General features: G+C 64.5%; 16 protein-coding genes. 7 read left to right on the top strand and 9 right to left on the bottom strand.

Translation table 11 applies throughout. The features are described from left to right. Positions 1–22 precede the first annotated feature (22 nt). Positions 23–1,969: a methyl-accepting chemotaxis protein gene (locus tag M4J39_RS04685; RefSeq protein ID WP_251726622.1), complete on the bottom strand. Its 1,947-nt coding sequence runs from the start codon at positions 1,967–1,969 to the stop codon at positions 23–25. A gap of 354 nt (positions 1,970–2,323) precedes the next feature. Here M4J39_RS04685 and M4J39_RS04680 point away from each other — a divergent pair, with 354 nt between their 5' ends. Beyond that, a complete protein-coding gene (locus tag M4J39_RS04680) occupies positions 2,324–3,415 on the top strand; it encodes an AbrB family transcriptional regulator (protein WP_251726802.1) in 1,092 nt (363 codons plus the stop codon). Here the strand turns inward: M4J39_RS04680 and ppdK are convergent. The 4 genes from ppdK to M4J39_RS04660 form a co-directional block, all read right to left on the bottom strand. Beyond that, positions 3,384–6,065 (bottom strand): pyruvate, phosphate dikinase, encoded by a 2,682-nt coding sequence (ppdK, locus tag M4J39_RS04675; protein ID WP_251726621.1) that lies wholly within the window; start codon positions 6,063–6,065, stop codon positions 3,384–3,386. The two genes, M4J39_RS04680 and ppdK, sit on opposite strands and share 32 nt — an antisense overlap. A gap of 105 nt (positions 6,066–6,170) precedes the next feature. Continuing rightward, positions 6,171–6,698, bottom strand: a complete 528-nt coding sequence (locus M4J39_RS04670; protein ID WP_251726620.1) for a tyrosine phosphatase family protein — start codon at positions 6,696–6,698, stop codon at positions 6,171–6,173. After that, the gene (locus tag M4J39_RS04665; protein ID WP_251726619.1) at positions 6,695–7,315 is read right to left on the bottom strand and encodes a YfbR-like 5'-deoxynucleotidase; all 621 of its coding nucleotides are present in this window, start codon (positions 7,313–7,315) and stop codon (positions 6,695–6,697) included. The genes M4J39_RS04670 and M4J39_RS04665 overlap by 4 nt, the downstream gene beginning before the upstream one ends. Positions 7,316–7,320: 5 nt before the next feature. After that, positions 7,321–8,190, bottom strand: coding sequence for a folate-binding protein YgfZ (locus M4J39_RS04660; protein ID WP_251726618.1), 870 nt, complete (start codon positions 8,188–8,190; stop codon positions 7,321–7,323). A gap of 96 nt (positions 8,191–8,286) precedes the next feature. Here M4J39_RS04660 and M4J39_RS04655 point away from each other — a divergent pair, with 96 nt between their 5' ends. Beyond that, entirely contained in the window at positions 8,287–11,541 is a 3,255-nt protein-coding gene (locus tag M4J39_RS04655) for a DUF3971 domain-containing protein (RefSeq protein ID WP_251726617.1), read from the top strand. A gap of 542 nt (positions 11,542–12,083) precedes the next feature. Beyond that, a complete protein-coding gene (locus tag M4J39_RS04650; RefSeq protein ID WP_371875383.1) occupies positions 12,084–14,519 on the top strand; it encodes a putative bifunctional diguanylate cyclase/phosphodiesterase in 2,436 nt (811 codons plus the stop codon). Between the two features lie 187 nt (positions 14,520–14,706). On the opposite strand, the gene tyrS is transcribed toward M4J39_RS04650, so the two are convergent. Beyond that, positions 14,707–15,960 (bottom strand): tyrosine--tRNA ligase, encoded by a 1,254-nt coding sequence (gene tyrS / locus M4J39_RS04645; protein ID WP_251726615.1) that lies wholly within the window; start codon positions 15,958–15,960, stop codon positions 14,707–14,709. A gap of 102 nt (positions 15,961–16,062) precedes the next feature. Between tyrS and M4J39_RS04640 the strand changes: the two genes are divergently transcribed. Both M4J39_RS04640 and M4J39_RS04635 read left to right on the top strand, forming a co-directional pair. Beyond that, the gene (locus tag M4J39_RS04640) at positions 16,063–17,169 is read left to right on the top strand and encodes an anhydro-N-acetylmuramic acid kinase (RefSeq protein ID WP_251726614.1); all 1,107 of its coding nucleotides are present in this window, start codon (positions 16,063–16,065) and stop codon (positions 17,167–17,169) included. 101 nt (positions 17,170–17,270) lie between these two features. After that, a complete protein-coding gene (locus M4J39_RS04635; protein WP_251726613.1) occupies positions 17,271–18,092 on the top strand; it encodes a hypothetical protein in 822 nt (273 codons plus the stop codon). Positions 18,093–18,109: 17 nt separating this feature from the next. Here M4J39_RS04635 and M4J39_RS04630 read toward each other — a convergent pair whose 3' ends face one another. Together M4J39_RS04630 and M4J39_RS04625 are read right to left on the bottom strand one after the other, a co-directional pair. Then, complete coding sequence (locus tag M4J39_RS04630; RefSeq protein WP_251726612.1) at positions 18,110–18,970, bottom strand: 4-(cytidine 5'-diphospho)-2-C-methyl-D-erythritol kinase; 861 nt, start codon at positions 18,968–18,970, stop codon at positions 18,110–18,112. A gap of 21 nt (positions 18,971–18,991) precedes the next feature. Then, complete coding sequence (locus M4J39_RS04625) at positions 18,992–20,743, bottom strand: lipopolysaccharide assembly protein LapB (protein ID WP_251726611.1); 1,752 nt, start codon at positions 20,741–20,743, stop codon at positions 18,992–18,994. 267 nt (positions 20,744–21,010) lie between these two features. Between M4J39_RS04625 and M4J39_RS04620 the strand changes: the two genes are divergently transcribed. Further along, positions 21,011–21,697, top strand: a complete 687-nt coding sequence (locus tag M4J39_RS04620; RefSeq protein ID WP_251726610.1) for a DnaJ domain-containing protein — start codon at positions 21,011–21,013, stop codon at positions 21,695–21,697. Between the two features lie 116 nt (positions 21,698–21,813). Here the strand turns inward: M4J39_RS04620 and M4J39_RS04615 are convergent, their stop codons facing one another. Further along, positions 21,814–23,355: a D-alanyl-D-alanine carboxypeptidase gene (locus tag M4J39_RS04615; RefSeq protein ID WP_251726609.1), complete on the bottom strand. Its 1,542-nt coding sequence runs from the start codon at positions 23,353–23,355 to the stop codon at positions 21,814–21,816. A gap of 582 nt (positions 23,356–23,937) precedes the next feature. On the opposite strand from M4J39_RS04615, the gene clpS reads away from it, so the two are divergent. After that, on the top strand, positions 23,938–24,303 hold the full coding sequence (gene clpS / locus M4J39_RS04610; RefSeq protein ID WP_251726801.1) for an ATP-dependent Clp protease adapter ClpS: 366 nt from the start codon (positions 23,938–23,940) through the stop codon (positions 24,301–24,303). The last annotated feature ends 7 nt before the right edge of the window (positions 24,304–24,310 follow it).

Below are 24,310 nucleotides of genomic sequence, written 5' to 3'. Positions count from 1 at the left end.
GGTTTCAGTCGGGGGCGAAGGCTCAGGCGGCGTCGATTTCGGCGAGGAAGCTTTCCACCTTGTGCCCGAGGTCGACCGAGGAGGCTTTCAGCGAGGTGACCGCGTCGAGCACCGTGCGCGCCTCGGAACGGGTGGTCGCGGCGCCGTTGCTGAGCTCGACGATGGTGCGCGACAGATCGCTGTTGCCGCGCGCGGCTTCCTGCATGTTGCGGGTAATCTCGCCGGTGGCGCCGGTCTGCTGGGTGACGGCCGAGGTGATGCTGGCGGAGACGCTGTTCACCTCCTCGATGATGGCGCCGATCTCGGCGATGGCATTGACGGTGTTGTCGGACACCAGCTTGATCTCGCCGATCTTGCGCGAGATGTCCTCGGTGGCCTTGGCCGTCTGGTTGGCGAGCGACTTCACCTCGGCGGCGACGACGGCAAAGCCCTTGCCGGCTTCGCCTGCTCGCGCCGCCTCGATGGTGGCATTGAGGGCGAGAAGGTTGGTCTGCTCGGCGATGGCGGTGATCAGGCTGACGACCTGATTGATCTGGTCGGTGGCGGCGAGCAACTGGCCGACTGTTTCGCGCGTCTCGTGGGCCGAGGCGCGCGCCTTGCCGGCAACGGCCTGAGACGTGCCGACCTGACGGGCAATCTCGTTGGTCGATGCTTCAAGCTCCTCGCAGGTGGCGGCAACGGAACGGACGTTGCCCGAAGCCTGCTCGGCGGCGGCGGCCGCTACCCCGCTGCTGCGTTCGCTGCCTTCGGCGGTGGCCATCAGTTCCTCGGCCGACCCCTCAAGACGCTGGGCGGCGTCGACGACCATGCCGATGGTTCCAGACACCTCGGAGCGGAAGTGTTCGATCAGCGCCTCGGCGCGCGCGGCCCGACGTTCGCGTTCCTCGACGGTAGCCCGCTGGCTTTCTTCCAGACGATCCCTCTCTTCGGCATTGGACCGGAAGACGGCCACGGCGGCCGCCATGTGTCCGATCTCATCGCGGCGATTGAGGCAAGGGATGTCGGTCTGGAGATTTCCGGCGGCCAGCGAGCGCATGGCGGCGGTCATGGCCGTGATAGGCTCGGCGACGACGCGCTTCAGGACCAACCCGAGGGCAAGCAGCAGCAGGACCGTAGCGGCGATGGTCGCCACAAGCGCGGTGATTCCCAGCCGGTTCAGGCTGGCATAGGCCATGTCGCTGTCGACGGCGACGCCGACATACCACTTGACCGGCAGGCCCTCGATGGCGACGAAGCTGGCGACGTGGTTGCGGCCGGCGAACGTCGTTTCAACCATGTTGCCGGTGGTTGGCGCCGATAGGCCGGCAAAGGCGTCCGACAGCGGCTTGCCCACCAGGCTTGCCTCGGGATGCACGAGTATCTTGCCATCCGCGGAGACCAGGAACGCCTGGCCGATACCGCCGAAGTTGGACGCCTTGATGCGATCGATCAGCGCGTCGAGCGCGAAGTCGCCGCCGAACACGCCGATCATCTTGCCGTCGGCGCTGACGGGAACGCAGGCCGAGATGACCACCTTGTTGGTCGCCAGGTCGACATAGGGTTCGGTCAGCTGGGTCGACATCGCCTTGGCGGTATCGATGTACCAGGGACGCTTGCGCGGGTCGTAATCGGCGGGCATTTCAGCCTTGGGCGAGATGGTAAAGGCGCCGTTTTCCTCGCCGAGATAAACCGACAGGAACTCCGAGCTCAGCGTCTTGCCCGAGAGAACCAGACCGAGCACCTCCTTGGAGCCGCCGATGGAATCGGCGGCCTGGGTGGCGATCAGCAGACGGCCCTGGAACCAGTTGCCTGTGCCGGAGGCAACGCTGGCCCCGGTCGTTGCCAGCGTGCGGGCGACGTTGTCCCTCAGATCCTGTCTCTCCAGCACGTAGATGGTCGTGGAGAAGAGAGCAAAGCTCGCGATCACGATCAGCGACGCGATGAAGATAATGCGATGCAGGAGCTTGCCGCGGGTGTTGAGGAGGGGCATGTCAATTAGACTCTTGGCGATTGGTGGCAAAGAAAGCTAATCGCCCATCCATTTATGAAAGGTAACTTCCGCAGCCTTTTGCTTGCCGGTCTGAAAATGTAACAGTGCGATGACGTACAATAAAAACTGTCACCACAGAGTAAGGTTATTGGCAATACTAGGGGGAAGTTGAATCGACCGGTCCTGCACTCTCAGAGATGGTCAAGATGCCCTGCGGAGCTGCCATTCTGAATCGAGAGTGGTCGAGGCCATGATGGAGGGTGTAGCGCTGGTCGAAGAAGGAAACTTTCCGGCATGGCGTCGCTCAGGTGGCGACCGGCCGCCACCCACTCTCACGCCGGATCGGTATCGTTGATGTTCCTCCCGCGGCCGGGTTCCGGCTTTCATGCCCAGGCCGTTCGCTGGGCTGTTCTGCTCTCGGCGTCGGTTGCCATCAGCGTCGCCTTCGAGATGGCCCACCTGCCGGCGGCGCTGCTGCTCGGGCCGATGCTCGCGGCCATTCTCCTCGGTGTTAGCGGACGGGCTGTGGCGATGCCTCGGTCGGCGTTCATGATGGCTCAGGGCGTGGTCGGCACGATGATGGCGCGGGCGATGCCGCCAACTGTTCTGGGCGAGATTCTCTCGGCCTGGCCGGTCATCCTGTTCGGCGTGGCGTCGGTGGTGGTCACCGCCAACGTGATCGGCTACGTGCTTGCCCGCTTTCGTGTGCTGCCCGGCACGACCGCCGTCTGGGGAGCGTCGCCGGGCGCGGCCACCGCCATGGTGATCATGGCCGAGGCCTATGGCGGCGACACGCGGCTCGTTGCCGTGATGCAGTATCTTCGCGTTCTGATCGTCGCCACCATGGCGTCGCTGGCAGCACGTTTCTATCTCGGCGCGACGCTGACCGGTGGCTCGGCGGCCGACTGGTTTCCGCCGACGCATTGGGCGAATCTCGCCGGCACGCTGGCGGTCATCGCCGCCGGGCTCGGGCTGTCGCGCATCTTCAAGCTGACGACGGGCGCGATGATCCTGCCGATGCTGTTTGCCATCGGCCTGCAGGGTGCCGGCCTGCTCACCGTCGAGCTGCCGCCGGCGCTGCTTGCGTTATCCTATGCGGTTTGCGGCTGGGCGATCGGTGGCCGGTTCAACCGGGAAATCATCGCCTACGCGGCAAGGGCTCTGCCGACCATCCTCCTGGCCATCCTGGTGCTCGTCGCCATCTGCACCGTCTATGCCGGTGTCCTGTCAGCCGTGACCGGCGTGGATTTCCTGACGGCCTATCTCGCGACTTCGCCGGGCGGCGCCGACTCGGTTGCCATCATCGCCGCGTCGAGCAACGTCGACATGTCCTTCGTCATGGCCATGCAGACCATGCGCTTCTTCATGGTGCTGTTCACCGGACCGGCGACGGCGCGCTTCATCGCGGGGCTGGTCAATCGCCGAGACGTTCCTTTCGACCGATGACCACGGCGCGCGCCGCCGCGAGACGGGCGATCGGCATGCGGAACGGCGAACAGGAGACGTAGGACAGGCCGGCTTCCTCGCAGAAGGCGATGGAGGCCGGATCGCCACCATGCTCGCCGCACATGCCGAGGCTGATGTCGGGGCGCGATTTCCGGCCACGCTCGATGGCGATGCGGATCAGCTCGCCGACACCGTCGCGATCGAGGCTGACGAAAGGATCGCGGGCGAGAACGCCTTTCTGCAGATAGGTCGGCAGGAAAGATGCCGCGTCATCGCGGCTGATGCCGAAGGTGGTCTGGGTGAGGTCGTTGGTGCCGAAGGAAAAGAAGGCGGCCGACTGGGCGATGTCCTCGGCCATCAGCGCGGCGCGCGGCAGCTCGATCATCGTGCCGACCTTGTAGTTCACCGGCCGACCGGCCGCCTCGGACACCTCGACGGCGACGCGGGCGATGATCGCCTTGACGTAGTCGAGTTCCTTGCGGGCGGCGACGAGCGGCACCATGATCTCCGGCACGACCGGTTGGCCGAGCTTGTCCGAAGCGGCAATGGCCGCCTCGAAGATGGCGCGGGCCTGCACTTCGGCGATCTCCGGAAAGGACACCGCGAGACGGCAGCCCCGGTGGCCGAGCATCGGGTTGTACTCTTCCAGATTGGCAATGCGCCGACGCAGCACCTCGGGCGACACGCCGGCCGTCTCTGCCAGCTCCGCCACCTCCCGCTCGGTGCGGGGCAGGAACTCGTGCAAAGGTGGGTCGAGCAGGCGGATGCAGACCGGCTGCCCCTCCATGATCTCGAACAGCTCGGCGAAATCCTGCCGTTGCATCGGCAGTATCTTCTCCAGCGCCGTCCGGCGGCTCTCGGGCGTTTCGGCGAGGATCATCTCGCGCACGGCGGAAATGCGCGAGTGCTCGAAGAACATGTGTTCGGTGCGGCAGAGGCCGATGCCCTCGGCGCCGAACTGACGGGCGATGCGCGCCTCGAGAGGCGTTTCCGCATTGGCGCGGACTTCGAGGCGGCGGATGGCGTCGGACCAGGCCATGATCTCGGCAAAGGGGCCGGACAGCTCGGGCTCCTTCATCGGCACGCGGCCGGCCATCACCTGTCCGGACGAGCCGTCGATGGTGATGATGTCGCCGGCCCGAAGCTCGCGCTTGCCCACGGTCACGATGCCCCTCACCGGATCGGCCTTGAGGGCGCTGACGCCGACCACGCAGGGTTTGCCGAGGCCGCGGGCGATGACGGCGGCGTGCGAGGTCATGCCGCCGCGCGCCGTGACGACGCCGACCGCCGAATGCATGCCGTGCACGTCGTCGGGGCTGGTCTCGGCACGAACGAGAATGACCTTGATGCCGCGCTGACGGGCCTTCTCGGCCTGTTCGGAGTTGAAGGCGATTTCGCCGACGGCGGCGCCGGGCGAGGCGGGAAGACCGGTGGCGAGAATGTCTCGCGGCGCATCGGTCTCGATGGTCGGGTGCAGGAGCTGTTCCAGCGAAGATGGATCGATGCGCTCGATCGCCTCCTCGCGGGTGATCAGGCCCTCGGTGGCCATGTCGACGGCGATCCTGAGCGCTGCCTCGACGGTGCGGCGACCCGATCGCGTCTGCAACATCCAGAGCTTGCCGCGTTCGATGGTGAACTCGAGATCCTGGATGTCCTTGAAGTGGCGTTCGAGCTTCTGGCAGTAGCCGATGAACTCGCGATAGGTGTCGGGCATCAGCGCTTCGAGCGATGGCCGATCGGAGCGGCTGGCGAGCCGGGCCGCCTCGGTGATGTCCTGCGGCGTCCGGAGGCCGGTCACCACCTCTTCGCCCTGTGCGTTGAGCAGGAACTCGCCGTAAAGCTGGCGTTCGCCGGTCGACGGGTTGCGCGTGAAGGCGACGCCAGTTGCCGAGCGCTCGTCCATGTTGCCGAACACCATGGCCTGGACGTTGACCGCCGTGCCGGAGTTCGACGAGATGCCGTGCAGCTTGCGGAAGGTAACGGCGCGCCGATTGCTCCATGAGCCGAAGACAGCGCCGATGGCGCCCCAGAGCTGTTCGCGCGGGTCGAGCGGGAAGGGCTTCCCGGTCTCGTCGGCGATCAGGTCCTTGAAACTGGCGATGACCTTGCGCCACTCGTCGGCGGCAAGTTCGGTGTCGTTGTAATAGCCCTCGCGTTCCTTGAGGTCGTCGAGAATCTCCTCGAAGGCCTGGCCGTCGACGCCCATCACCACGTCGCCGAACATCTGGATGAAGCGGCGGTAGCTGTCGAGCGCGAAGCGGGCGTCGCCGGACTCGGCCGCCAGCGCCTCGACGGTCACGTCGTTGAGGCCGAGGTTGAGCACCGTGTCCATCATGCCCGGCATGGCGGCCAGCGCGCCGGAGCGGACCGAGACCAGAAGCGGGCGCTCGGGGTGGCCGAAGGCGCGGCCCGTACGCCGGCTGAGCAGGTCGAGCGCGGCGTTGACCTGCCGCTCCAGATCGAGCGGGTACTGGTGGTCGTTGGCGTAATAGTGGCGGCAGACCTCGGTGGTGATGGTGAAGCCGGGGGGGACCGGCAGGCCCAGGCTGGCCATCTCCGCCAGGTTGGCGCCCTTGGTGCCGAGAAGGTGGCGAAGCCGGATGCCACCGTCCGCCACGCCGTCGCCGAAGCTGTAGACCCACGTCGGCATGCTGCCGCTTTCCAGTTGCGTGTCGCGAGTATCCATGACCTGCCTATAGCACGGAAAACCGGGGCGCGCGTCCGTTGAGACGCTCAGTCGTCTTTCGGTTGCCGATCAACGCGTCGCTTCGATTTCGAGCGCGAATGGCGTGCCCTCGAAGGCGTCGGCGCCGCGCCCGATGGCATCGATCGCCGCGACCATGCGGCCGTCGCGACCGAGGAGGCGGTCAGCGATCTCGACGATGCGACGGTTGGGCGTTGCCGACGGTGCGCGCTGGCGCAGCAAGGTGGCGAGGGCCACTTCGTCGCGCCATGGATTGAGCGCCGATACCAGCGTGTAGGCGGCGGCCGTCGACCGGGAGATGCCGGCAAAGCAGTGGACGACGAGCGGCGTCGTGCGGTCCCAGTCGTTCACCCATTCCAGCATCTGCGCCACGTGCGTCTCGCCCGGCGGCGTCATGCCGTCGACCGTTTCGACGATATCGTGCATGGCGAGGAAAAGATGGTTGTCGTGGCCGATGGTTGCCGGCAGACGCATGGGCGTTCCGGCATTGATCAGCGTGATGACGTGGCGGGCGCCGGTGAGCGCCACCGTTTCTTCGAGCTTGGTGAGAGAGCAGACATGGATGGTCGTCGCGGTCATCGCTGGCTTTCAAGCTGTTGGAATCTGTTGAGGAAAGCCTCTTCCGCCGAAACGGTCGGCAGCGGATCGAGGCCGAGTACCGGGCCGGTGGGGGTCTGGCGGCCGATGCCGCGCGGGACTCCGAAGATGCGCTTCGCTTCATCGGCCGTGAAGCCGGCGAGTTCCACCGCCTCGAAATAGGCCGAGATCAGATCGGCCTTCTTGGCGAGTTTCTTCAAACGCTCGGTATCGTGTTTCTCAAGCCCGAACCTGCGGTGAATGGCGTCGGCAAGACGCTTCTCGACCACCTTGTAATCGCCGCCCATCACGGACTTGAACGGCGAGATCATGTCGCCGATCACGTATTCGGGGGCGTCGTGCAGCAGGACGACGAGGCGTTGGCACACGGTCAGTTCCGGCTCCAGAAGGCCGGCAATGTCCTCGACAACCAGACAGTGCTGGGCCACGGAGAATGCGTGGTCGCCAACGGTCTGTCCATTCCAGCGGGCAACGCGGGCGAGGCCGTGGGCGATGTCGGTGATTTCGACGTCGAGCGGTGAGGGATCGAGAAGATCGAGCCGCCGTCCCGACAGCATGCGCTGCCATGCACGGGGCGGAGAGCCGGCTTTGTCGGCCATTTATGTCAGTCGTCCGGTTTGGATGCGTCGGGCTTTTGGATGTCCGGCCAGCCGTAGTCGGCCCAGGCCGGAAGCGCAACCGAAACCGGCAGCCCGTCCACGGTGATGGTCTCGTTCGCTGTCTGCGCATCCTGGACCCGGTCCAGCCTCAGGATGGCGATTCCTCGGGTGCCGCTCGCCGATCCGAGGTGACCGGCGACCCGACCTCCGATCAGGATCTCGGCGCCGGCCGGCGGCAGGTCGGTTTCTGCCGAAAGCGTGACCGGCCGGCGGCGAGCGGTGCCGCGATAGCGCATCCGGCTCACCACTTCCTGACCCACGTAGCATCCCTTGTCGAAGTCGACGCCGTGCAGACTGTCCATGGCGAGGTCGTGCGGGAAGGCGTCGAGAAGCGGCAGGTCGGCGCCGGCCTCCGGTATGCCGAGCGCTACGCGATGGGCTTGCCACACGGCTTCGTCGGCGTTGGTGGCGACACTTCCCTCAGCCGCGTAGAGGCGCCAGCCGAGGTCGGGATGGCGCGGATCGAGGGCAACGAGGCCGGCGTCAGGCGGCGCGCCGGTACCGGCATAGACGACCAGCGGCGAAGCGCCGATGGTCACGTCGGCGCGAAGCTTGAACATGGTCAGGCGCTTTCGAAGATCGGCGGCGCCTGCCGCGGGGGTATCGAGCAGAAATCCGCCATTATCCTGACGGACAACCAGAAAATCCGAGATGATCTTGCCCTGCGGGGTCAGGAGGGCGCCGAAGGCGGCGGTTCGTCCGTCGGCGGCCTCGGTGTTCTGTGTGATCATCCGGTCGAGAAAATCGGAGGCCTCTGGACCGGTGACGTCAACGAGGCTACGGCTTTCGAGGCGGCAAAGGAAGGAATCGGCCATGTCGGATCTTTCCGGGGAACGGCGGCGCATGATCGCTACGTAGTTTCCGATTGGTAGCCGGCTGCCGGGGGCGAGGCAAGCCTGCCGCCGTCGTCAATGATGTTTCCGGCCATTCCGGCGTTGCGCTGGCGAGGCTCGTTCAGGGAGGGCGCCGACATAGCGGGGACCGGCAGCGACGAACAGACGCCGAAGCGACGAACGCGCTGGTGGGTACGTGCCCTTCGGTTCGCGGCGATCCTGCTCGTCGCGGCTGGGATCGCTGGTGCGTTTCTCGTTTGGCGCCTGTCGCAGGGGCCGCTTTTCCTGCCGTTTCTCGCCAGCCGGATCGAGGCGACCGTTGTGGCCGCATCGCCTGATGTCCACATCGACGTCGGACTTGCGGGTGTCAGGCTCGGTGATGATCTCAATCCCGAACTGATCGTCCGCGACATTCGGCTTGAACGGCCGAACGACATCGTGGTTTCGATCAACGAGATGCGGATTGCCGTCCGATGGCCGAGGCCGGTTGCCAACGACGTTCCCGTCGAGGGCGTCGTGCTGGATCACGTCCTGGTCAGCGACATCGGTCCCCAGATGAAACTGCCGCCGATAGACCAGGTGATTCTGGCGATCCGGCGGGCGATCACCGAAAATGGGCTTCGCTTTTTCGAAATCCGCTCCTTCGGCTTCGGCGTCGAACGGCCGGGCAAGGCGCGGCGCGACGTCGTCTCCGACGTGTCGGTGACGGGAACCGCCAAAGACGGTCACCTCGTGGAGGCGCAGGCCATCGGCCTTGGGACCAATGGTGCCGTTTCGCTGCGACTCACCTCGGATCTGCCGCCGCCGGGCGATCCGATCCTGCTCAAGGTCGAGACACGTGGCTTCGATCTGGCCGACATCGCATCTGCGACGGGGCGTGACGATCTCAACCTGTCGGGTTCGATCAGTCTGTCCGGCTCGGTTACGGTCGGTGCCGAACAGGGGATCACGGCAGCCGCATGGCAGGTCGTTCTCGGTTCGTCGCTTCGTTTCGGCGACACCGAGATGGACGCCCTCGCAGCGCCTGTTCGTCTCGATTTCGAGTGGAACCCCGAGAAAGAGCTGATCACGCTCAACCCTTCGCCTGTCGTGCTCAACAATGGCTATCTGCTCGCCCATGGCGAAGTCGCGCCGCCACGGCGCGACAAGCTCTGGACCTTCGATTTCAAGTTCGAGGGACAAGACGTGTTGAGCGGCATCAGGACCAGCGACGGGCGCATTGCCGGCAGCTACGATCAGGCCGAGTCCCTGCTGGTCATGGATGACATGCACGTCGAGGGCGCCGGCATCAGCTTCACGGCGGCGGCCCGCGCGTCGCATCGCGATGGCGGCACCTTCGCGGTCCTTTCCGGCGTATCGCCGCGCCTTCCAGCCGCCGCGCTCAAGGCGCTCTGGCCAGTCACGGTCGCCCCCGACGTTCGCAGCTGGATCGGTACGCACATTCATTCGGGCCAGATCACCAACGCGACGGTCGACCTTGCCATGCGTGGTGACGCACCGGCGGGCGGCGGCATCATCGCACCGGAAGCGTCCCTTGCCTTCGACTTTTCCGAAGCCGCGTTCACGCCTTTCGATGATGCCCCCCTGATCCGCGACGCGGTCGGCCGGGGTACGCTTTCCGGCAATCGCTTCGAGATCACCGTGGCCAGCGGATGGGTCGATCTTGGGCAGGGGCGCCGCCTCGACGTGGGGCCTGCGACATTTACGGTGCCGGTGGTGGATGCACCGGTGCCGGATGGTGAGGTGACGTTGCGTCTATCCGGATCGGCTTCCGCCGCCATCGCCCTCTGGAATCGTCTTCCGTTCGCCGAGGAGGCCGATTTCTCCCTCGACCCGGCCAAGGCAGCGGGCTCGGCGACGGCCGATCTCTCGATCCGCCTGCCGCTGGTCGAGGAGGTTGCCGACAGCGATATCGTCTATGGCGGCCGGATCGATCTCGCCGGGTTCTCTCCCGGTACGCCGATCAACGGCCGCGCCGTCACGCGCGGGAATCTCGCCATAGAGCTTCGCGACGGCGCCGCCCATCTCAGCGGAACGGCGCAGATCGACGGCTCGCCGGCCGACCTGTTCCTGACGCTGCCGCTCTCAGGCGAGGGCGAGACAAAGTCGGTCTTAAAGCTCGATCTCGATGCCGCCGCCGCCAAGGCCTATGGCCTCGATCTCGGTGAAATGTTCACGGGCAATGTGTCGGTTGAGATGACCGACATCGGAACATCGCGCCACGTGTCGGTCAATCTTGCCAAGGCGGAGATCAACCTGCCGCTGGTCGGCTTCCGCAAACCGGCCGGTAAACCCGGTACCTTGACCTTCGATCTGGCGGAGAGCTCCTCCGGTACGAGCATCACCAATCTGTCTCTCAAAGCTGGCTCGGCTCAGGTGGAGGGGCAGATCACGCTCGATGGCGAAGGCGATTTCATCGGCGCCAACCTCAGCAAGTTCAACTTCTCCGCCACCGACCGTCTGACGCTGAAGGCCTCGACCGGCGAGGGCGGTCTCAAGGTTTCGGTCAACGGCTCGCGGCTCGATGCGCGTGCTCTGGTCGGCAACGTCCTCCGGCGAACGACGGGAACAGGCGTTCCGAGCGACATGCCGGTGACCTTGTCCGCGGCCATTGCCAACGTGACGGGCGAAGGCGGAGAGCAGCTCGACGGGCTCAACCTGTCGGCCGCAATCGCCGGCGGACGGATCAACGAGTTGTCGCTGACGGTGCAGACCTCCGGTGGCGGTTCGGCGTCGGCGACGGTGCGGCCGGCCGCCGAGGGACGGGACATCAGGGTCGAGGCCGGCGAAGTCGGTCGCCTCCTGCGCTTTCTCGGCGTCTATCGGCGCGTCTATGGCGGGCGAGCGACTCTTGCCGGCTCACTCGACGACCGGGGCTTCCTGGGTGCCCGGATCGACGGCAATCGTTGGAAGGTGGTGGAGGAGCCGGCGCTGGCCCAGCTCTCCACCGCCTCGCGCGACGGTCCGACCGAGGGATTGTCGACGGCGGAGATCGGCCGGCTGGTCTTCGACATCAAGTTCGGCAATGGTGTTCTGACGATCGGCGAGGGCTTCATCCGAACCGGCACGGCCGGCCTCACCATGGCCGGCGACGTCGATTTCTCCAAGAACGCCATGCGCCTTGCCGGCAGCTATTTGCCGGCCAACCAACTTGACAGCGTGCTGGCGTCCATCCCCTTGCTCGGACAGACGATCTTCGCCGGAGGCGGCCGCTCCGGCCTGCTCGGTGTGTCCTACCGTCTCAGCGGACCGATCGACGCGCCATCGCTCTCCGTCAATCCTCTTTCTGCGATCGCCCCGGGCATTTTCCGTCGGTTGTTCGAGCTGAAGTGACGGCGGTCTGATGAGGATTTGGCGTCGGTGTGAGAGCCGATGTCGGCTTTTGTCGTCTCTCTCTTCGGTTGATGTTCATCTGACGGCCTTGAAGCCTCGTACTGTCGCTAATGGTTCGACCGAGACATTTGCATCCGCGTGATACTGGCCTCAGAGCAAATGTCTCGGTCAAGAGAACCACTAGCAAGTTATTGGGTTAGTGGAGCTTTTGAATTTGACATTTGAGCGAGCGCTCTATGTCAGGCGGGACTCAAATGTCAAATTCGCTCCACTAGACTTTCTGATAGTCGGCAACGTCAATAGTTTCGTATGAGAATCCACGGGCCTGATGTTAAGCTTTCCGGAACAACTGCATACAAATGCAAGAGGCGGGTTGGGCATTCCTGTCGTTCGGGCGCATGCGGTTCGGCCATGAATAAAAAGGCCTGACTGTGTCGACCTCCTGAAGCTTTCGGATCGGACGCAAGCGATCGGATGCTCGGGTGATCTGGAGTGCAGCGTGTCGTATCGTTGCTCGGTGTCACAAGCGCGGGTTGGCTATCATGTTTGCTTTGCTCGTTTTGCAGATAGCCGCCTTCTCCGTATTTCCGCTTTACTTTACAACGCTTTCTGGTCCTGTGCGGCAGGTCCATTTCTACGTTTACATATCTCTTGTTCTCCTGATCGGTGGATTCTGGGGGAACATCTATTCTCTCCAGGTTGCCGACGGTATCGTCGTATCGGGCGGAAATCTTTGCTACGGCGCGTTCATGATGACGGCGGTCATGTTCGTCTGGATCGAGCGAGATGCTTTCATCCTGCGTCACCTGGTTCGGCTGGTCTTCGTCGTCGATGTCTTCAACATCATCATTTCCTTTCTTACGCAGTCGATCCTGAAGACGGACGGCGTCATCAACCCGCATAACGTCCCCCCGGCGTTGTTTGAGGTTTCGACGGCACTGATTGCGCTCGGAGGCGTTCTCATCGTCACCGAACTCTTGATTTTGTTGTATATTTTCGAGTTTACCAAGAGAAGAAAGCCGCCACTCCCCATCACCGCGGCGATCTACATCTTCTCCTTTGTCCTTGTCCTCGTGCTGGACGGTATCGCATTTCCGTTCATCGCCTTCGGAATGAATTCGGAAATCGCCGCGATCGTCTTCGGAGGTCTTTCGGGCAAGATCCTGATTGCGGCGACCTTCGGGGTTCCGCTCGCCCTGTTCGTGCTCTGGAAGCGACAGGCTTTCGTCGACTATCTCGAAGCCGATACGGTCCGTTGGCGCCTCCTGGCATCCAGCAGCGCCGCCCTGATCAAGGAAATGGCTCGAAAGGATCAGGATGTCCGGCGTGGTGACGTGGTTTTCAAGAACTCGACCGAAGGGCTCGCCATTGTCGACAATGCCGGGTCCATGCTCAAGGCGAACGCGGCCTTCCGGCGGATGCTGAACATTGCCGGGGTTGAGAATGGTCAGCGGTCCAGTCTGAAGGACGCGTTCTGGAGCGATGGAAAGCCGGTTCCTATTCCGCAGAACCCGAAGGACATGTGGCGCCGCGAGATCATGTTCGGGCCGGGTGGGAGCCGCCCCGGCATCCTGTCGATAACGCCCGCCGGGGAGGACGCCGAGGGCGGGGAGACCTATGTCTATTCGCTGATCGACATTACCGAGCAGAAGAGTGCTCAGGACAGACTTGCGTATCTTGCCTCGCGCGACCAACTGACCGGCTTGGTCAACCGACGCGCGCTCGATCAGCGTCTTGCCGGCCTGCGAGACACGCCCTTTACGCTCATCATCGTCGATCTCGACCACTTCAAGGACGTCAACGACAGCTACGGGCATGGCGCCGGCGACCGGGTTCTGCAGGTCGTTGCGAGCCGTCTCGATACCGTCCGGCAGGAACTCCTGAAGCCGGAGGATATTCTGTGCCGTATCGGCGGCGATGAGTTCGCGCTTCTCGTCCATTCCGGCGATGGTGGCTTCATAGAGGAGGTCATCGGGAGGATTCAGCAGGCTCTCGGGCAAACCGTTCGCATCGACGATGGGCTCGAGGTCTTTTCCTCCGCGACGCTTGGCGTCAGCTACCAATCCCGGCCGGGCGATCATGACGCTCTTCTTGAAGCGGACGCAGCTCTCTACGAGGCAAAGCGCAACAGGCGGGGCTCAGTCGGCATCTACGAGGACAGGCTGACTGCCGAGAGCCAGAAAAAGATGAAGCTGGGTTTGAAGCTGAAGAATGCTTTGGAGAACAACATTCTGGAGGTCCACTATCAGCCGCAGTTCGATGCCGTGAGCCATGAGCTGCGCGGTGTCGAGGCCCTCGCGCGGTGGACCGACCCGGAGCTCGGCGTGGTGCCGCCATGCGACTTCATTCCCGTGGCGGAGGGTACCAGCCTCATCGAGGCCGTCGGCGAGTATGTTCTCGAAAGAGCCTGTCGCGACGGGCAGGAGTGGCTCCAGAATGGCCATGCGCCCATCACGGTGTCGGTCAACATATCGGCGAGCCAGGTCCGGTTCGGCAGTTTCATATCCGTCCTGTCGAAGACACTGGCCGAGACCGGCTTCCCCGCCCACAATCTTCAAATCGAAATAACGGAATCCTCCTACATCGAGCGCGAGAACGAGGTCACTCCCATTCTCAGGGAACTGAAGGACATGGGTATCAGTATCGCGATCGACGATTTCGGTACGGGATACTCGTCCTTCTCCTATCTCAGGGAGATGCCGTGGGACTGCATCAAGATCGATCGCAGCTTCATCACGGGTATTCCCCGCGACGCCCAACAGTGCGGACTGGCCTCGACGATCATCAAGCTCGCGAAGGTGATGTCGTTCAAGGTGGTGGCGGAAGGCGTGGAGACACGAGAGCAGTTGGATTCGCTGACCGGCTGGGGCTGCGACCTGATCCAGGGCCACTACTTCTCAAAGGCGCTTCCGAAGGACAGCCTCGTGTCCATGCTGCCGCGCCGAAGCGAGAGCATCGATCTGATTCAGTCGGATTGAACAACGCTATAGTTCACGTCACAGATGCACACCCCGACGGGAAGCCGGGGTGGACCTAGAGTTTTTCCGGTGAACTTGGGTTCGCCGGAAAAACTCCATCTCTTTGTTAAGACGCAGTTCCGGACGCAAAACCGGTACCCACTTTTGCTGGAACTGCTCTGGTGCATCAGCGAGGACGTTCCGCCGATCAGACCGGCTTCAGCAGTATGTGCTTCTTCTTGCCGAGCGACAGCTTGATGACCCCGTCGTCGTTGAGGCTCTGGAGCGTCAGGACTTCCTTGGGATCGGTCACCGCGCGGTCGTTGACCTTGAGGCCGCCGCCCTGGGCAGAGCGGCGCGCATCGCCGTTGGAGGCGGCGAGCCCGGCCTGAACGAAAGCGGTGAGCACGCCGACGCCGGCTTCAAGGTCGGCCTTCGGCACCTCGACGGTCGGCAGGTCGTCGGCATGGACGCCTTCCTCGAAGGTCAGGCGGGCCGTTTCGGCGGCCGCTTCGGCTGCTTCCCGGCCATGGACGACGGCCGTCGCCTCGGTGGCGAGGATCTTCTTGGCCTCGTTGATCTCGGCGCCGCCGAGCGCGCCAAGCCGAGCGATCTCGGTGAGCGGCAGGCGGGTGAAGATCTTCAGGAAGCGGACGACGTCGGCGTCCTCGGTGTTGCGGAAATACTGCCAGAAATCATAGGGGCTGAAGAGGTCGCCATTGAGCCAGACGGCGCCATTGGCGGTCTTGCCCATCTTCTGACCCGACGACGTGGTCAGAAGCGGCGTCGTCAGCGCGTAGAGCTGCGGGCCGCCCATGCGGTGGCTGAGGTCGACGCCGTTGACGATGTTGCCCCACTGGTCGGAGCCGCCCATCTGCAGCACGGTACCGTAGCGGCGGTTGAGCTCGACGAAGTCGTAGCCCTGCATGATCATGTAGTTGAACTCGAGGAAGGACAGCGACTGCTCGCGGTCGAGGCGCAGCTTGACGCTGTCGAAGGACAGCATCCGGTTGACCGAGAAGAAGCGGCCGACGTCGCGCAGGAACTCGACGTAGTTGAGCTTCATCAGCCAGTCGGCATTGTTGGCCATGATGGCGTCGGTCGGGCCGTCGCCGTAGCGCAAGATGCGCGAGTAGACCTTCTTGATGCTGGCGATGTTGTCGGCGATGGTCTCCGGCGACAGAAGCTTGCGCTGGTCGTCGCGGAAGGAGGGGTCGCCCACCATGGAGGTGCCGCCGCCCATCAGGCTGATCGGGCGGTGCCCGGTCTCCTGCAGCCAATAGAGCATGGTGACGGTGATGAGGTTGCCGATGTGGATGGACGTCGCGGTGGCGTCATAGCCCACATAGGCGGTAATCGGACCCTTCATGCACTCGGCGTCGAGACCCTCGGGGTCCGAGATCTGGTGGATGAAACCGCGCTCGTCGAGCGTGCGCAGGAAATCCGACTTGAAGCCGCTCATCTTTCTGTACCTTTGGTTTGTCCGCGGACCCGAATTGACGTATCAGTCCGCTGGGCTTCCTATCAGGATCGAAACCGGATTTCACGGGGTATGAGGTCAAAAATGTCTGGCGATTCGGCCATGTGGGCACTCGGACTGATGAGCGGCACGTCGATGGACGGCGTCGACGCGGCGCTGATCCGCACCGATGGAGAGGGGATCGCCGAGTTCGGGCCGACGCTTTTCCAACCTTATGGGGATGAGGAACGGTCGGTTCTGCGGGCGGCGTTGAAGGATGCGGTCGGCATGTCCGCCCGCGAAGACCGCTTCGGCCGGCTTGCCGAGGCGGAAACGGTCGTCACCGACGCGCATGCGCATGTGGTGGCGGTGCTGCTGATCGCTGCCGAGAAGAAGGGCATCCGACCCGAGGTGATCGGGTTTCATGGTCAGACGGTGCATCACGCGCCCGACCGAGGCTTTACCGCCCAGATCGGCGATGCCAGCGTGCTGGCCGAACGCTTCAACCTGCCGGTCGTCCATGATTTCCGGTCGGCCGACATTCGGGCTGGCGGGCAGGGCGCGCCGCTCGTGCCGGTCTACCACCGGGCGCTGGCCCGCAAGGCGGGGCTCACCCCGCCGGTGGCCTTCCTCAATATCGGCGGCGTCGCCAACGTCACGCTGATCGGAGAGGACGGCGAGCTCATCGCCTTCGATACCGGTCCCGGCAATGCGCTGATCGACGATCTTGTGTTCAACGCCACCGGGGCCCGATTCGATGTCGATGGCGCCATAGCCGCGCAGGGGCGGGTGGACGAGAGCGTGCTCGGCCAACTGATGGACCATCCGCACTTCGAGACGCCGGCGCCCAAGTCGCTGGACCGCAACACGTTCCGCGCCGACGCGGCCGCCCGTTTGCCGTTCGCCGATCGCGTGGCGACGCTCACCGCCTTCACCGCCGAAGGAGTTGCGGCTGGTCTGCGCCTTGCCGGTGCGCCGATCCGCACGGTCATCGTGTCGGGTGGCGGCGCCCGCAATCCGGTGATGGTGCGAATGATCGCCGAGCGGTCCGGTGTCGAGGTGGTGCCGGCCGGTAACGTCGGCTTCGACGCCGATTTCGTCGAGGCGCAGGCGTTCGCCTATCTCGCGGCGCGGCGCCTGAAGGGGCTTCCGTCATCGTTTCCGGCTACGACGGGGACGCCGGTGCCTGTGGTTTGCGGCGAAATCGCCTGAGTTTCGAGCGGCGCGCGTTCCCCGAGAAGGCGGGTGTCGCTCTTAAATGTCGCAAGGTTTGCGGATGTGACTCCGCGTGAAGAACCAGCCGGATACCGCGCATGCTCGCCGAGGCCCTCCTGTTTGCCGTCACCCGCCTGATTTCACCCAGGAGCCGCCCCAGCGCCGTCCGGGACGCCATCGGCCTCCGGGCGCGGGCCAGTCGGCGGCATGCCGCCTGGGGCGACCACGAAGCACGAACACGAGCGGCCATCGACCGCGCCATCGATGGCGTCGCCGTTCGTCGCACGGCCGTGGTGCTGGGATCGGGATTGCTCAGAGACGTGCCGATCGCGCGGTTGTCGAGCATGTTCAACAAGGTCGTGCTGGTGGATATCGTTCACCTGCCGACCGTTCGGCTGAAGGTGTTCCTTCGCCGCTATCCCAACGTCACCTTCCTCACCCGGGACATATCCGGCTACGACCGGCTCGCCGAGCAGTCGCGCATCAAGCTTGCGACCGGTCAGGAGGATCTCGGCGTTCGCCTCGACCCCCTGGGTTTCCTCCGCAAGATCGATGAGGTCGATCTCGTGATCTCGGCCAACGTTTTGTCGCAGATCGCCGTGGGCGCGGCGGCTCGCTTGCGCGAGAAGGACGGCAATGCGCGGATCATGCCCGATGATGCGGTGACGCAGCTGGTCGCCGGCCATCTCGACGGATTGGCGCAACTGCCGTGCAAGACGGTCATCGTGACCGATGTCGCCTATGTGCGGCGGCGGCGAGATGGCGTGATCGTCGAGAACCGCGATCTTCTGTGCGGCGTCACTCCGCCGTTTCCCTTCGATACCTGGGACTGGCCCGTGGCACCCTTCGGGGAAGAGGCGGTAGATGAGGAGCGCATCCATCGCGTGATCGCCGCCGAGGATGTAGCCGTCGATCTCTAGGCTTTTCCGAGAATGCTCTAGAAAGTGGCCGCTGCCGGTTCAATCCACCAGTCCGGATGCTCGCGCGCAAGCTTCAGCGCAGCCCTCTCTGCCGAGGTCTTGTCGTCGAACAGGCCGAAGCAGGTTGCCCCCGATCCCGACATGCGGGCCAACCGGATGCCCGGCAGATCGGCGAGGGCGGCGAGAACGTCGCCAATGACCGGTGCGATGGTGCGTGCCGGCGGCTCGAGGTCGTTGCGAGTCTCACCGGCCAGAAAGCCCGCAAGTCGCTCCACGGTATCGAAAGCAGGCAGCGGCGGCAGTGGCGGGTTGTCGCGGCGCTCCAGCGCCCGGAACGCCGCGGGCGTCGATAGGCCGACGCGCGGGTTGACCAGCAGAAGGCCGAACGAAAGCTGTCCAGTCGTCGGTGTGATGCGGTCGCCGACGCCGCCGACGTGAGCGGGCGTACTGGCGATGCACATCGGCACATCCGCTCCCAACGACAGCACCAGAGCGGCAAGGGCGGGATCATCGGCCGGGAGGCCGTGCAGCCGGCAGAGGCCGCGCAGCGCGGCCGCCGCGTCGGCCGAGCCGCCGCCAATGCCGGACGCGACGGGCAGGCGCTTGGTCAGCTGGATGGCCAGAGGCTCCGTCCGTCCGGTCACTTCGCGGAAGCCGTTCAACGCGCGCAACACGAGATTGTCGGCATCCGCGGACAGGCCGGCGGCCATCGGGCCGTCGATGAGGAAGCGTTCCGCCTCGCTTGCTGCCAGCGTCAGGCTATCGCCGATGTCGGCGAAGACGACGAGCATGTCGAGGTCGTGGTAGCCGTCGGGCCGGCGTCCGGTGACGTGCAGCGCCAGATTGACCTTGGCGCGCGCCTCTTCGACGATCGGCATTGCCTCAATCCCCGGCGTCTGTCAGGGCGTTGCCCGGCCGGGCTTTGGCTCCGCAACCTCGGCGGCCTTGCCGACATTCTCCTCGATGAGACCGTGTTCGATCTTGGCCTCGATCTTGGTCAGGTCTTCCGGTTCGGGCTTGCTGGCCTTGGCGTGGTTCCATTGGAAGCGCGCCTCGAGCCGGCGGCCGACCTGCCAGTAGGCGTCGCCGAGATGGTCGTTGATGGTCGGATCGGAGGGCATCAGCGAAACCGCCCGTTCCAGCTCTTCGACGGCCTGGTCGTATTCGCCGAGCTTGTAGTGGGCCCAGCCGAGACTGTCGACGATGTAGCCGTCCGAAGGCGCGAGACTGACGGCTTTCTCGATCAGCCGCATGCCCTCCTCAAGGTTCATGCCCTTGTCGATCCAGGAGTAGCCGAGATAGTTGAGCACCAGAGGCTGGTCGGGCCTGAGTTCGAGGGCCTTCTTGAAGTCGGCTTCGGCTTCCGGCCAGCGGTCGGTCCGCTCGTAGGCGATGCCGCGATTGTAGAACACCTGCCAGTCCTCGGCCTGCGGCTTGTCGCCGATGGCCTTGATGGTCCGCGTATAGATGTCGGCCGCCTCGGCAAACATCTTGCGCGTCCTCAGGATGTTGCCGAGGCCGTTCAGCGCTTCCTTGTCCTTCGGATTCTTGCGAATGACGCGCTTCAGCGTGGCGCGCGCCTCGTCCACCTGGTCCATCGCGTTGTAGTCGAAGGCAATCATGATGTCGGCGTTTCGCCGGAGCGGCGAGTGGGCCGGAACCTTGTCGAGAATGGCGATCGCATCGTCCGGGCGGTTCAGGCGCTCGAAATTCTCGGCGAGCGTGATGCGGCTCATGTCGTCGCTGGGGTCGAGCGCCAGCGCCAGCTGCAGGAAGATGACGCCGAAGTCGTTGGCGTCCTCGCGAACCACGGCCGAACCGAGGCCGGAGAGGATTTCCGCCGCACCTTCGTTGACGTTGCGGGCCCGCGGGGCCGGGCGGCGCTTGGCGTTGACGATGGCCGCGACATCCTTGAGCAGCGGATGTCCGGGCGCCGAGGCCAGAGCCTTGTCGATGGTGGCCTTGGCGGTTTCGAAATCGCCGTTACGGGCGAAGGCGCGGGTCGCCGCGTCGATCACCGACACCGGGCCGTCATCGATGGCAAGGGCTGCCTTGAACTCTTCGGCCGCCGCCTCGCCGCGGCCGGCGACCGAGGCGATGAGGCCAGCGTGATAGTGGCGGAAGAAAAGGTACCATTTCTCGCCGTCAAGCTTGCCGAGGCGGGCGAGCGCATCGTCGGTCCTGCCGGCTCCCTGTTCGGCCCAGGCCGAGAGAATCTCCACCGCCAGCGTCAGGAGCGGTCCGGAGCGCGCGTGCTGGAACGATGCGATCGCCTCGTCCCAATGAGCGGACTGAAAATCGTCGATGCCGATGGTCATCGCGGCAATCGGGCTGTCGGCATCGAGATCGCGCAGCCGTTCGGCGAAGGCACGGACTTCCGTCAGCTCACCGGCGGCGATGTAAAGCGACAACGCACGTTCGAGCAGGAACTTGTCGTCGGGTGCGTCGAGCAGGGCCGAGGCGAAGTAGTCGGCCGACGCGCGGTAGTCGGCAATACTGCCGGCAAAGCGTCCGGCCAGATAGTTGCCCTCGAGCGAAGAGGCCACCGGCAGTCCATTGTCCGGTTGCGCCGTCGCACTGCCGCGCGCCATCGCCGGAAACGGACCGACGAAGGCGAGTGTGACCAGCGCCGCTCCGAGAAGGGATCTCATGGCGAGGCGTCGGAGGGTCGGCTGGCAAAGCATCATGTGCGAAGCATCCCGTCATCGGTTTGTGGCAGCGCGCAAACAATAGCGGCGTTCGAGATGCCTCGCCCGCCGACTCCACTCAAAGGCAAAATGGCGGCAAAGGCATGGCGCTTCAAGCGCGGCGTGGTCTTCTCCGCCAATAAAGTCCTACGGCGCCCATCGCCATTGCATTCCAGCCGGCAAAGTTCGAAATGAAGCATCGAACACCCCGCAACCCGGACGCGCCTTCCCATGAATGTGGCCTTCACGCTGGTACTGCTTCTTGCCCTGGGCGCCTGGTTGGTTCGCTGGCGCGGCGCCCGACTTCGGAGCGATATCGACTCCATCGTCGGCAATTACAGCCTGCTTGCAGGGCTTGGCGTTGTCGCGGCGCTCGCCGTAACCGGCCGGTTGGCTTTCGCCGCGGTCGGCGTCGCCGCCTTGATCGCTCTCCATCGGGCGGGGCTGCTTCGGTCCCGGCGGAGGGGACGACGCGGACAGCCGGTCTTTCGGTCGCCCATGGTCGAGGTGGTGGTCGATGGCGAGGCCATAGGTGGTCGGGTCACCGCGGGAGCGTATCGCGGACGGGACCTCAACCGCATGGGGGCGACCGAACTGTCCGCCCTGCATGCCGAGACGGCAAGGGATCGCCGCAGCCGCGCGACCCTAGAGATTTACCTCGACCGCCGAATGCCCGGATGGCGTGAGAACATGCAGGGTGAGGCCGCAGCGGGGGGCCGTCGAACGACGAATCCGGGCGCCATGAGCGAGCAGGAGGCGTACGAGATCCTTGGGCTTCAGCAAGGCGCCGGAGAGGCCGATATCCGGGCCGCCCACCGCAGGCTGATGAAGCGGGTGCACCCCGACCAGGGCGGCTCCACTTTCCTGGCGGTACGTATCAACCAGGCCAAGGACCGGCTTTTGTCCAAACATGTCTAGCTCCCGTTACGCAAAACAGTGGGTGCCGTTGACTGACTGTGCTTGCCGCGCCGCCTGAAAGGCGAAGAGATACCTTGCGGGTTGGGCGCGGGTCGCTCCGACCGCCGACAGGGCGGTCAGAGCCTGATTGTGAAACAGGCGAAGTCGTTCTTCTTGAGGGCCGCACAGGCTCTGTTGGCGGCCTTTTCGTTTTCGAAGCCGCCGAAGCGGGCTCTCACCATCGTTGAACCGCCCTTCTTCACCGGTTCGGCAAAGGGGTTGGCGGCGGAAAGCACCGGAGCTGCCGACTTTGCCTTATCGAGAAGGTCCATGGCAGCGGCCTCCGACCCGACGGCGCCGATCTGGATGACCCAGCCGCTCCGGGGGCGAGCGGGCGACGCATCGGTCATCACGACGGTTGGAGCGGCGGATGCCACCTCGACGGTCCTGGCGGCACGGCGCGAATGGGCGTCGACGCGGGCGACAAGATCGGCCATCGGGTCGCCCTGCGGAGCCGGGCCGATGTCGGCGAAGGCTTCGGCGGCGGAGGACGGCAAGTGGGCGTTGGCAAGGCTCGACGGCAGCGTCGCCGTTGCAAGGCTGACCGGCTCCGACGAGGGGGGCAAAGCTGGCGCCGGTGCTTCGGCGACCTGCTCGGGCGCGGCGGGAGCAACCGGAGGCACCGGCACCATGGGCGCAAGCGAGGCGACGACAGCCGGATCCGGATCGACGGCATCGACACCGGCCATCATCGGTCGCGGCAGAGGCTTGGGATGGGGCGGCAGAGCCGACGCCGTGGCGGCGGCTACCTTCGGCGCGCTCATGATATCGGCGACGAGTTCGTCATCATAGCCACCGGAGCGCGACGCCTTCGGCAGATAGGCGTTGATCAGCTGCACCATATGGGCATCGCGCTGGGCGGCGGTCTTGCCACCCATGACGACCGCGACGAGCTTGCGTCCGTCGCGCTTCACCGAGGTGACCAGATTGTAGCCCGAAGCGTTGACGTAGCCTGTCTTGATGCCGTCGACGCCGTTGACGCGACCAATCAGGTTGTTGTGGCTGCCGATCGTCCGCCCGCGGAACGTGTAGGAGCGGATCGAGAACAGCGGATAATACTGGGGAAAGCGAACTTGCAGCGCCACGCCGAGCTTCATCATGTCGCGCGCGGATGTGTACTGCCCCGGATCGGGCAGGCCGTTGGCGTTGCGGAAGCGGGTGTTGGTCATGCCGATGGCGCGGGCCGTGCGCGTCATGCGATCGGCGAAGGCCGGCACCGAGCCGGCGATGTTTTCGGCGATGACGGCGGCGGCATCATTTGCCGAGCGGGTGATGAGCCCCTTGATGGCGTCTTCCACGGTGATCGTCTCGCCGGCGCGCAAGCCGAGCTTGGTCGGCGCCTGACGTTGGGCGAGTGCGGAGACGCGCAGCGGGGTCGACATCTTGAAGCGACCCCGATTGAGCTCTTCGAACATGACGTAGAGCGTCATCATCTTGGTCAGCGAGGCGGGGTAGCGCTTGGCGTCCGGATTGGCCTGGTAGAGGACCTTTCCGGTGGCCGTATCGACGACGATCGCCGCATATTTCGAGGGAACAACCTGGCTCGGCACCCCTTTCGCAGCAACCGCGGCGGTCGAGACGCCCGCCACGATGAGCACGGCCGCCGCCGGGGCCGCCATTTGGTGCAGAACCTTTGAGACCAGACTACGCAAACTCGACAATGGACCGCCCTCACAACGCCAACTTCTGGGGTTCGCTCCTCGCTCTTCGGCCGGATACGAAGCCCACTCGACCTGTTCTCTCCAATCCCGTGCGCCCAACGGGCAACGGTCGCAAAATTAGCGGCAACGCGGTTACGGAACCGTAAAGTTTGAATCGACTTTTCCAGATTTGCACCGTCCCGAAATTGGACTCCGCATTTTTGAGGAGCCGTCGGGCGGGGGCAGACCGTCATGCGAAAAGCAGGGGGCTGCCAGCGATTCACCATATTGCATCGCGTCTTGACCTAAGCGAAACTCCTTACCAGATACAGACAGGCCTCTCACAAGTGCGTGGAGTGTCGACCCTGAATCCAGATTGGAATTGCGCCCCCGTTGTCCCTGATTCAATATGACCCCAAGGCCCGCAAGATCGGGGCAAGCAATCGGAGGGAAAAGGTGGTCGAGGCGGTTCAGGTTGGCGTGACGGGAATGGCACCGGCGGATCTGTCTTTCGATCTGCCCGACACTTGCCTCATGTCCAACCGATGGACCGAGGGGAGAATGGAGGACAAGACGCGCCGTTCGGTCCTATCGGCCGACGACGATGACGGGGAGAGTGGGAACGGGTCGGATTCGGGAACCGGAGTAGCCTCCAAGGTCCTGACCAAGACCAAACGACCGAGCATGTATCGCGTTCTGATCCTGAACGACGACTACACGCCGATGGAATTCGTGGTGCACATCCTGGAGCGTTTCTTCAACAAGGGGCGTGAAGAGGCAACCCAGATCATGTTGCACGTCCACCATCATGGGGTGGGGGAGTGTGGTGTCTACACCTATGAAGTCGCCGAGACCAAGGTGACGCAGGTTATGGACTTCGCGCGCCGCCATCAGCATCCGCTTCAGTGCGTCATGGAAAAAAAGTGAGGGTCCA

It is taken from the genome of Pleomorphomonas sp. NRK KF1 (genome assembly GCF_023721755.1).
Taxonomy (GTDB): domain Bacteria; phylum Pseudomonadota; class Alphaproteobacteria; order Rhizobiales; family Pleomorphomonadaceae; genus Pleomorphomonas.
The sequence above is the reverse complement of the archived record's forward strand: the minus strand, read 5'-3'. Positions and strand labels throughout refer to the sequence as shown.

What these genes read in the sequence shown, in the direction of transcription:
- M4J39_RS04685 (WP_251726622.1), bottom strand. Translation starts at nt 1,969, where the DNA reads ATGCCCCTCCTCAACACCCGCGGCAAGCTCCTGCATCGCATTATCTTC.
- M4J39_RS04680 (WP_251726802.1), top strand. Translation starts at nt 2,324, where the DNA reads ATGTTCCTCCCGCGGCCGGGTTCCGGCTTTCATGCCCAGGCCGTTCGC.
- ppdK (WP_251726621.1), bottom strand. Translation starts at nt 6,065, where the DNA reads ATGCCGACGTGGGTCTACAGCTTCGGCGACGGCGTGGCGGACGGTGGC.
- M4J39_RS04670 (WP_251726620.1), bottom strand. Translation starts at nt 6,698, where the DNA reads ATGACCGCGACGACCATCCATGTCTGCTCTCTCACCAAGCTCGAAGAA.
- M4J39_RS04665 (WP_251726619.1), bottom strand. Translation starts at nt 7,315, where the DNA reads ATGGCCGACAAAGCCGGCTCTCCGCCCCGTGCATGGCAGCGCATGCTG.
- M4J39_RS04660 (WP_251726618.1), bottom strand. Translation starts at nt 8,190, where the DNA reads ATGGCCGATTCCTTCCTTTGCCGCCTCGAAAGCCGTAGCCTCGTTGAC.
- M4J39_RS04655 (WP_251726617.1), top strand. Translation starts at nt 8,287, where the DNA reads ATGATGTTTCCGGCCATTCCGGCGTTGCGCTGGCGAGGCTCGTTCAGG.
- M4J39_RS04650 (WP_371875383.1), top strand. Translation starts at nt 12,084, where the DNA reads ATGTTTGCTTTGCTCGTTTTGCAGATAGCCGCCTTCTCCGTATTTCCG.
- tyrS (WP_251726615.1), bottom strand. Translation starts at nt 15,960, where the DNA reads ATGAGCGGCTTCAAGTCGGATTTCCTGCGCACGCTCGACGAGCGCGGT.
- M4J39_RS04640 (WP_251726614.1), top strand. Translation starts at nt 16,063, where the DNA reads ATGTCTGGCGATTCGGCCATGTGGGCACTCGGACTGATGAGCGGCACG.
- M4J39_RS04635 (WP_251726613.1), top strand. Translation starts at nt 17,271, where the DNA reads ATGCTCGCCGAGGCCCTCCTGTTTGCCGTCACCCGCCTGATTTCACCC.
- M4J39_RS04630 (WP_251726612.1), bottom strand. Translation starts at nt 18,970, where the DNA reads ATGCCGATCGTCGAAGAGGCGCGCGCCAAGGTCAATCTGGCGCTGCAC.
- M4J39_RS04625 (WP_251726611.1), bottom strand. Translation starts at nt 20,743, where the DNA reads ATGAGATCCCTTCTCGGAGCGGCGCTGGTCACACTCGCCTTCGTCGGT.
- M4J39_RS04620 (WP_251726610.1), top strand. Translation starts at nt 21,011, where the DNA reads ATGAATGTGGCCTTCACGCTGGTACTGCTTCTTGCCCTGGGCGCCTGG.
- M4J39_RS04615 (WP_251726609.1), bottom strand. Translation starts at nt 23,355, where the DNA reads ATGGCGGCCCCGGCGGCGGCCGTGCTCATCGTGGCGGGCGTCTCGACC.
- clpS (WP_251726801.1), top strand. Translation starts at nt 23,938, where the DNA reads ATGGAGGACAAGACGCGCCGTTCGGTCCTATCGGCCGACGACGATGAC.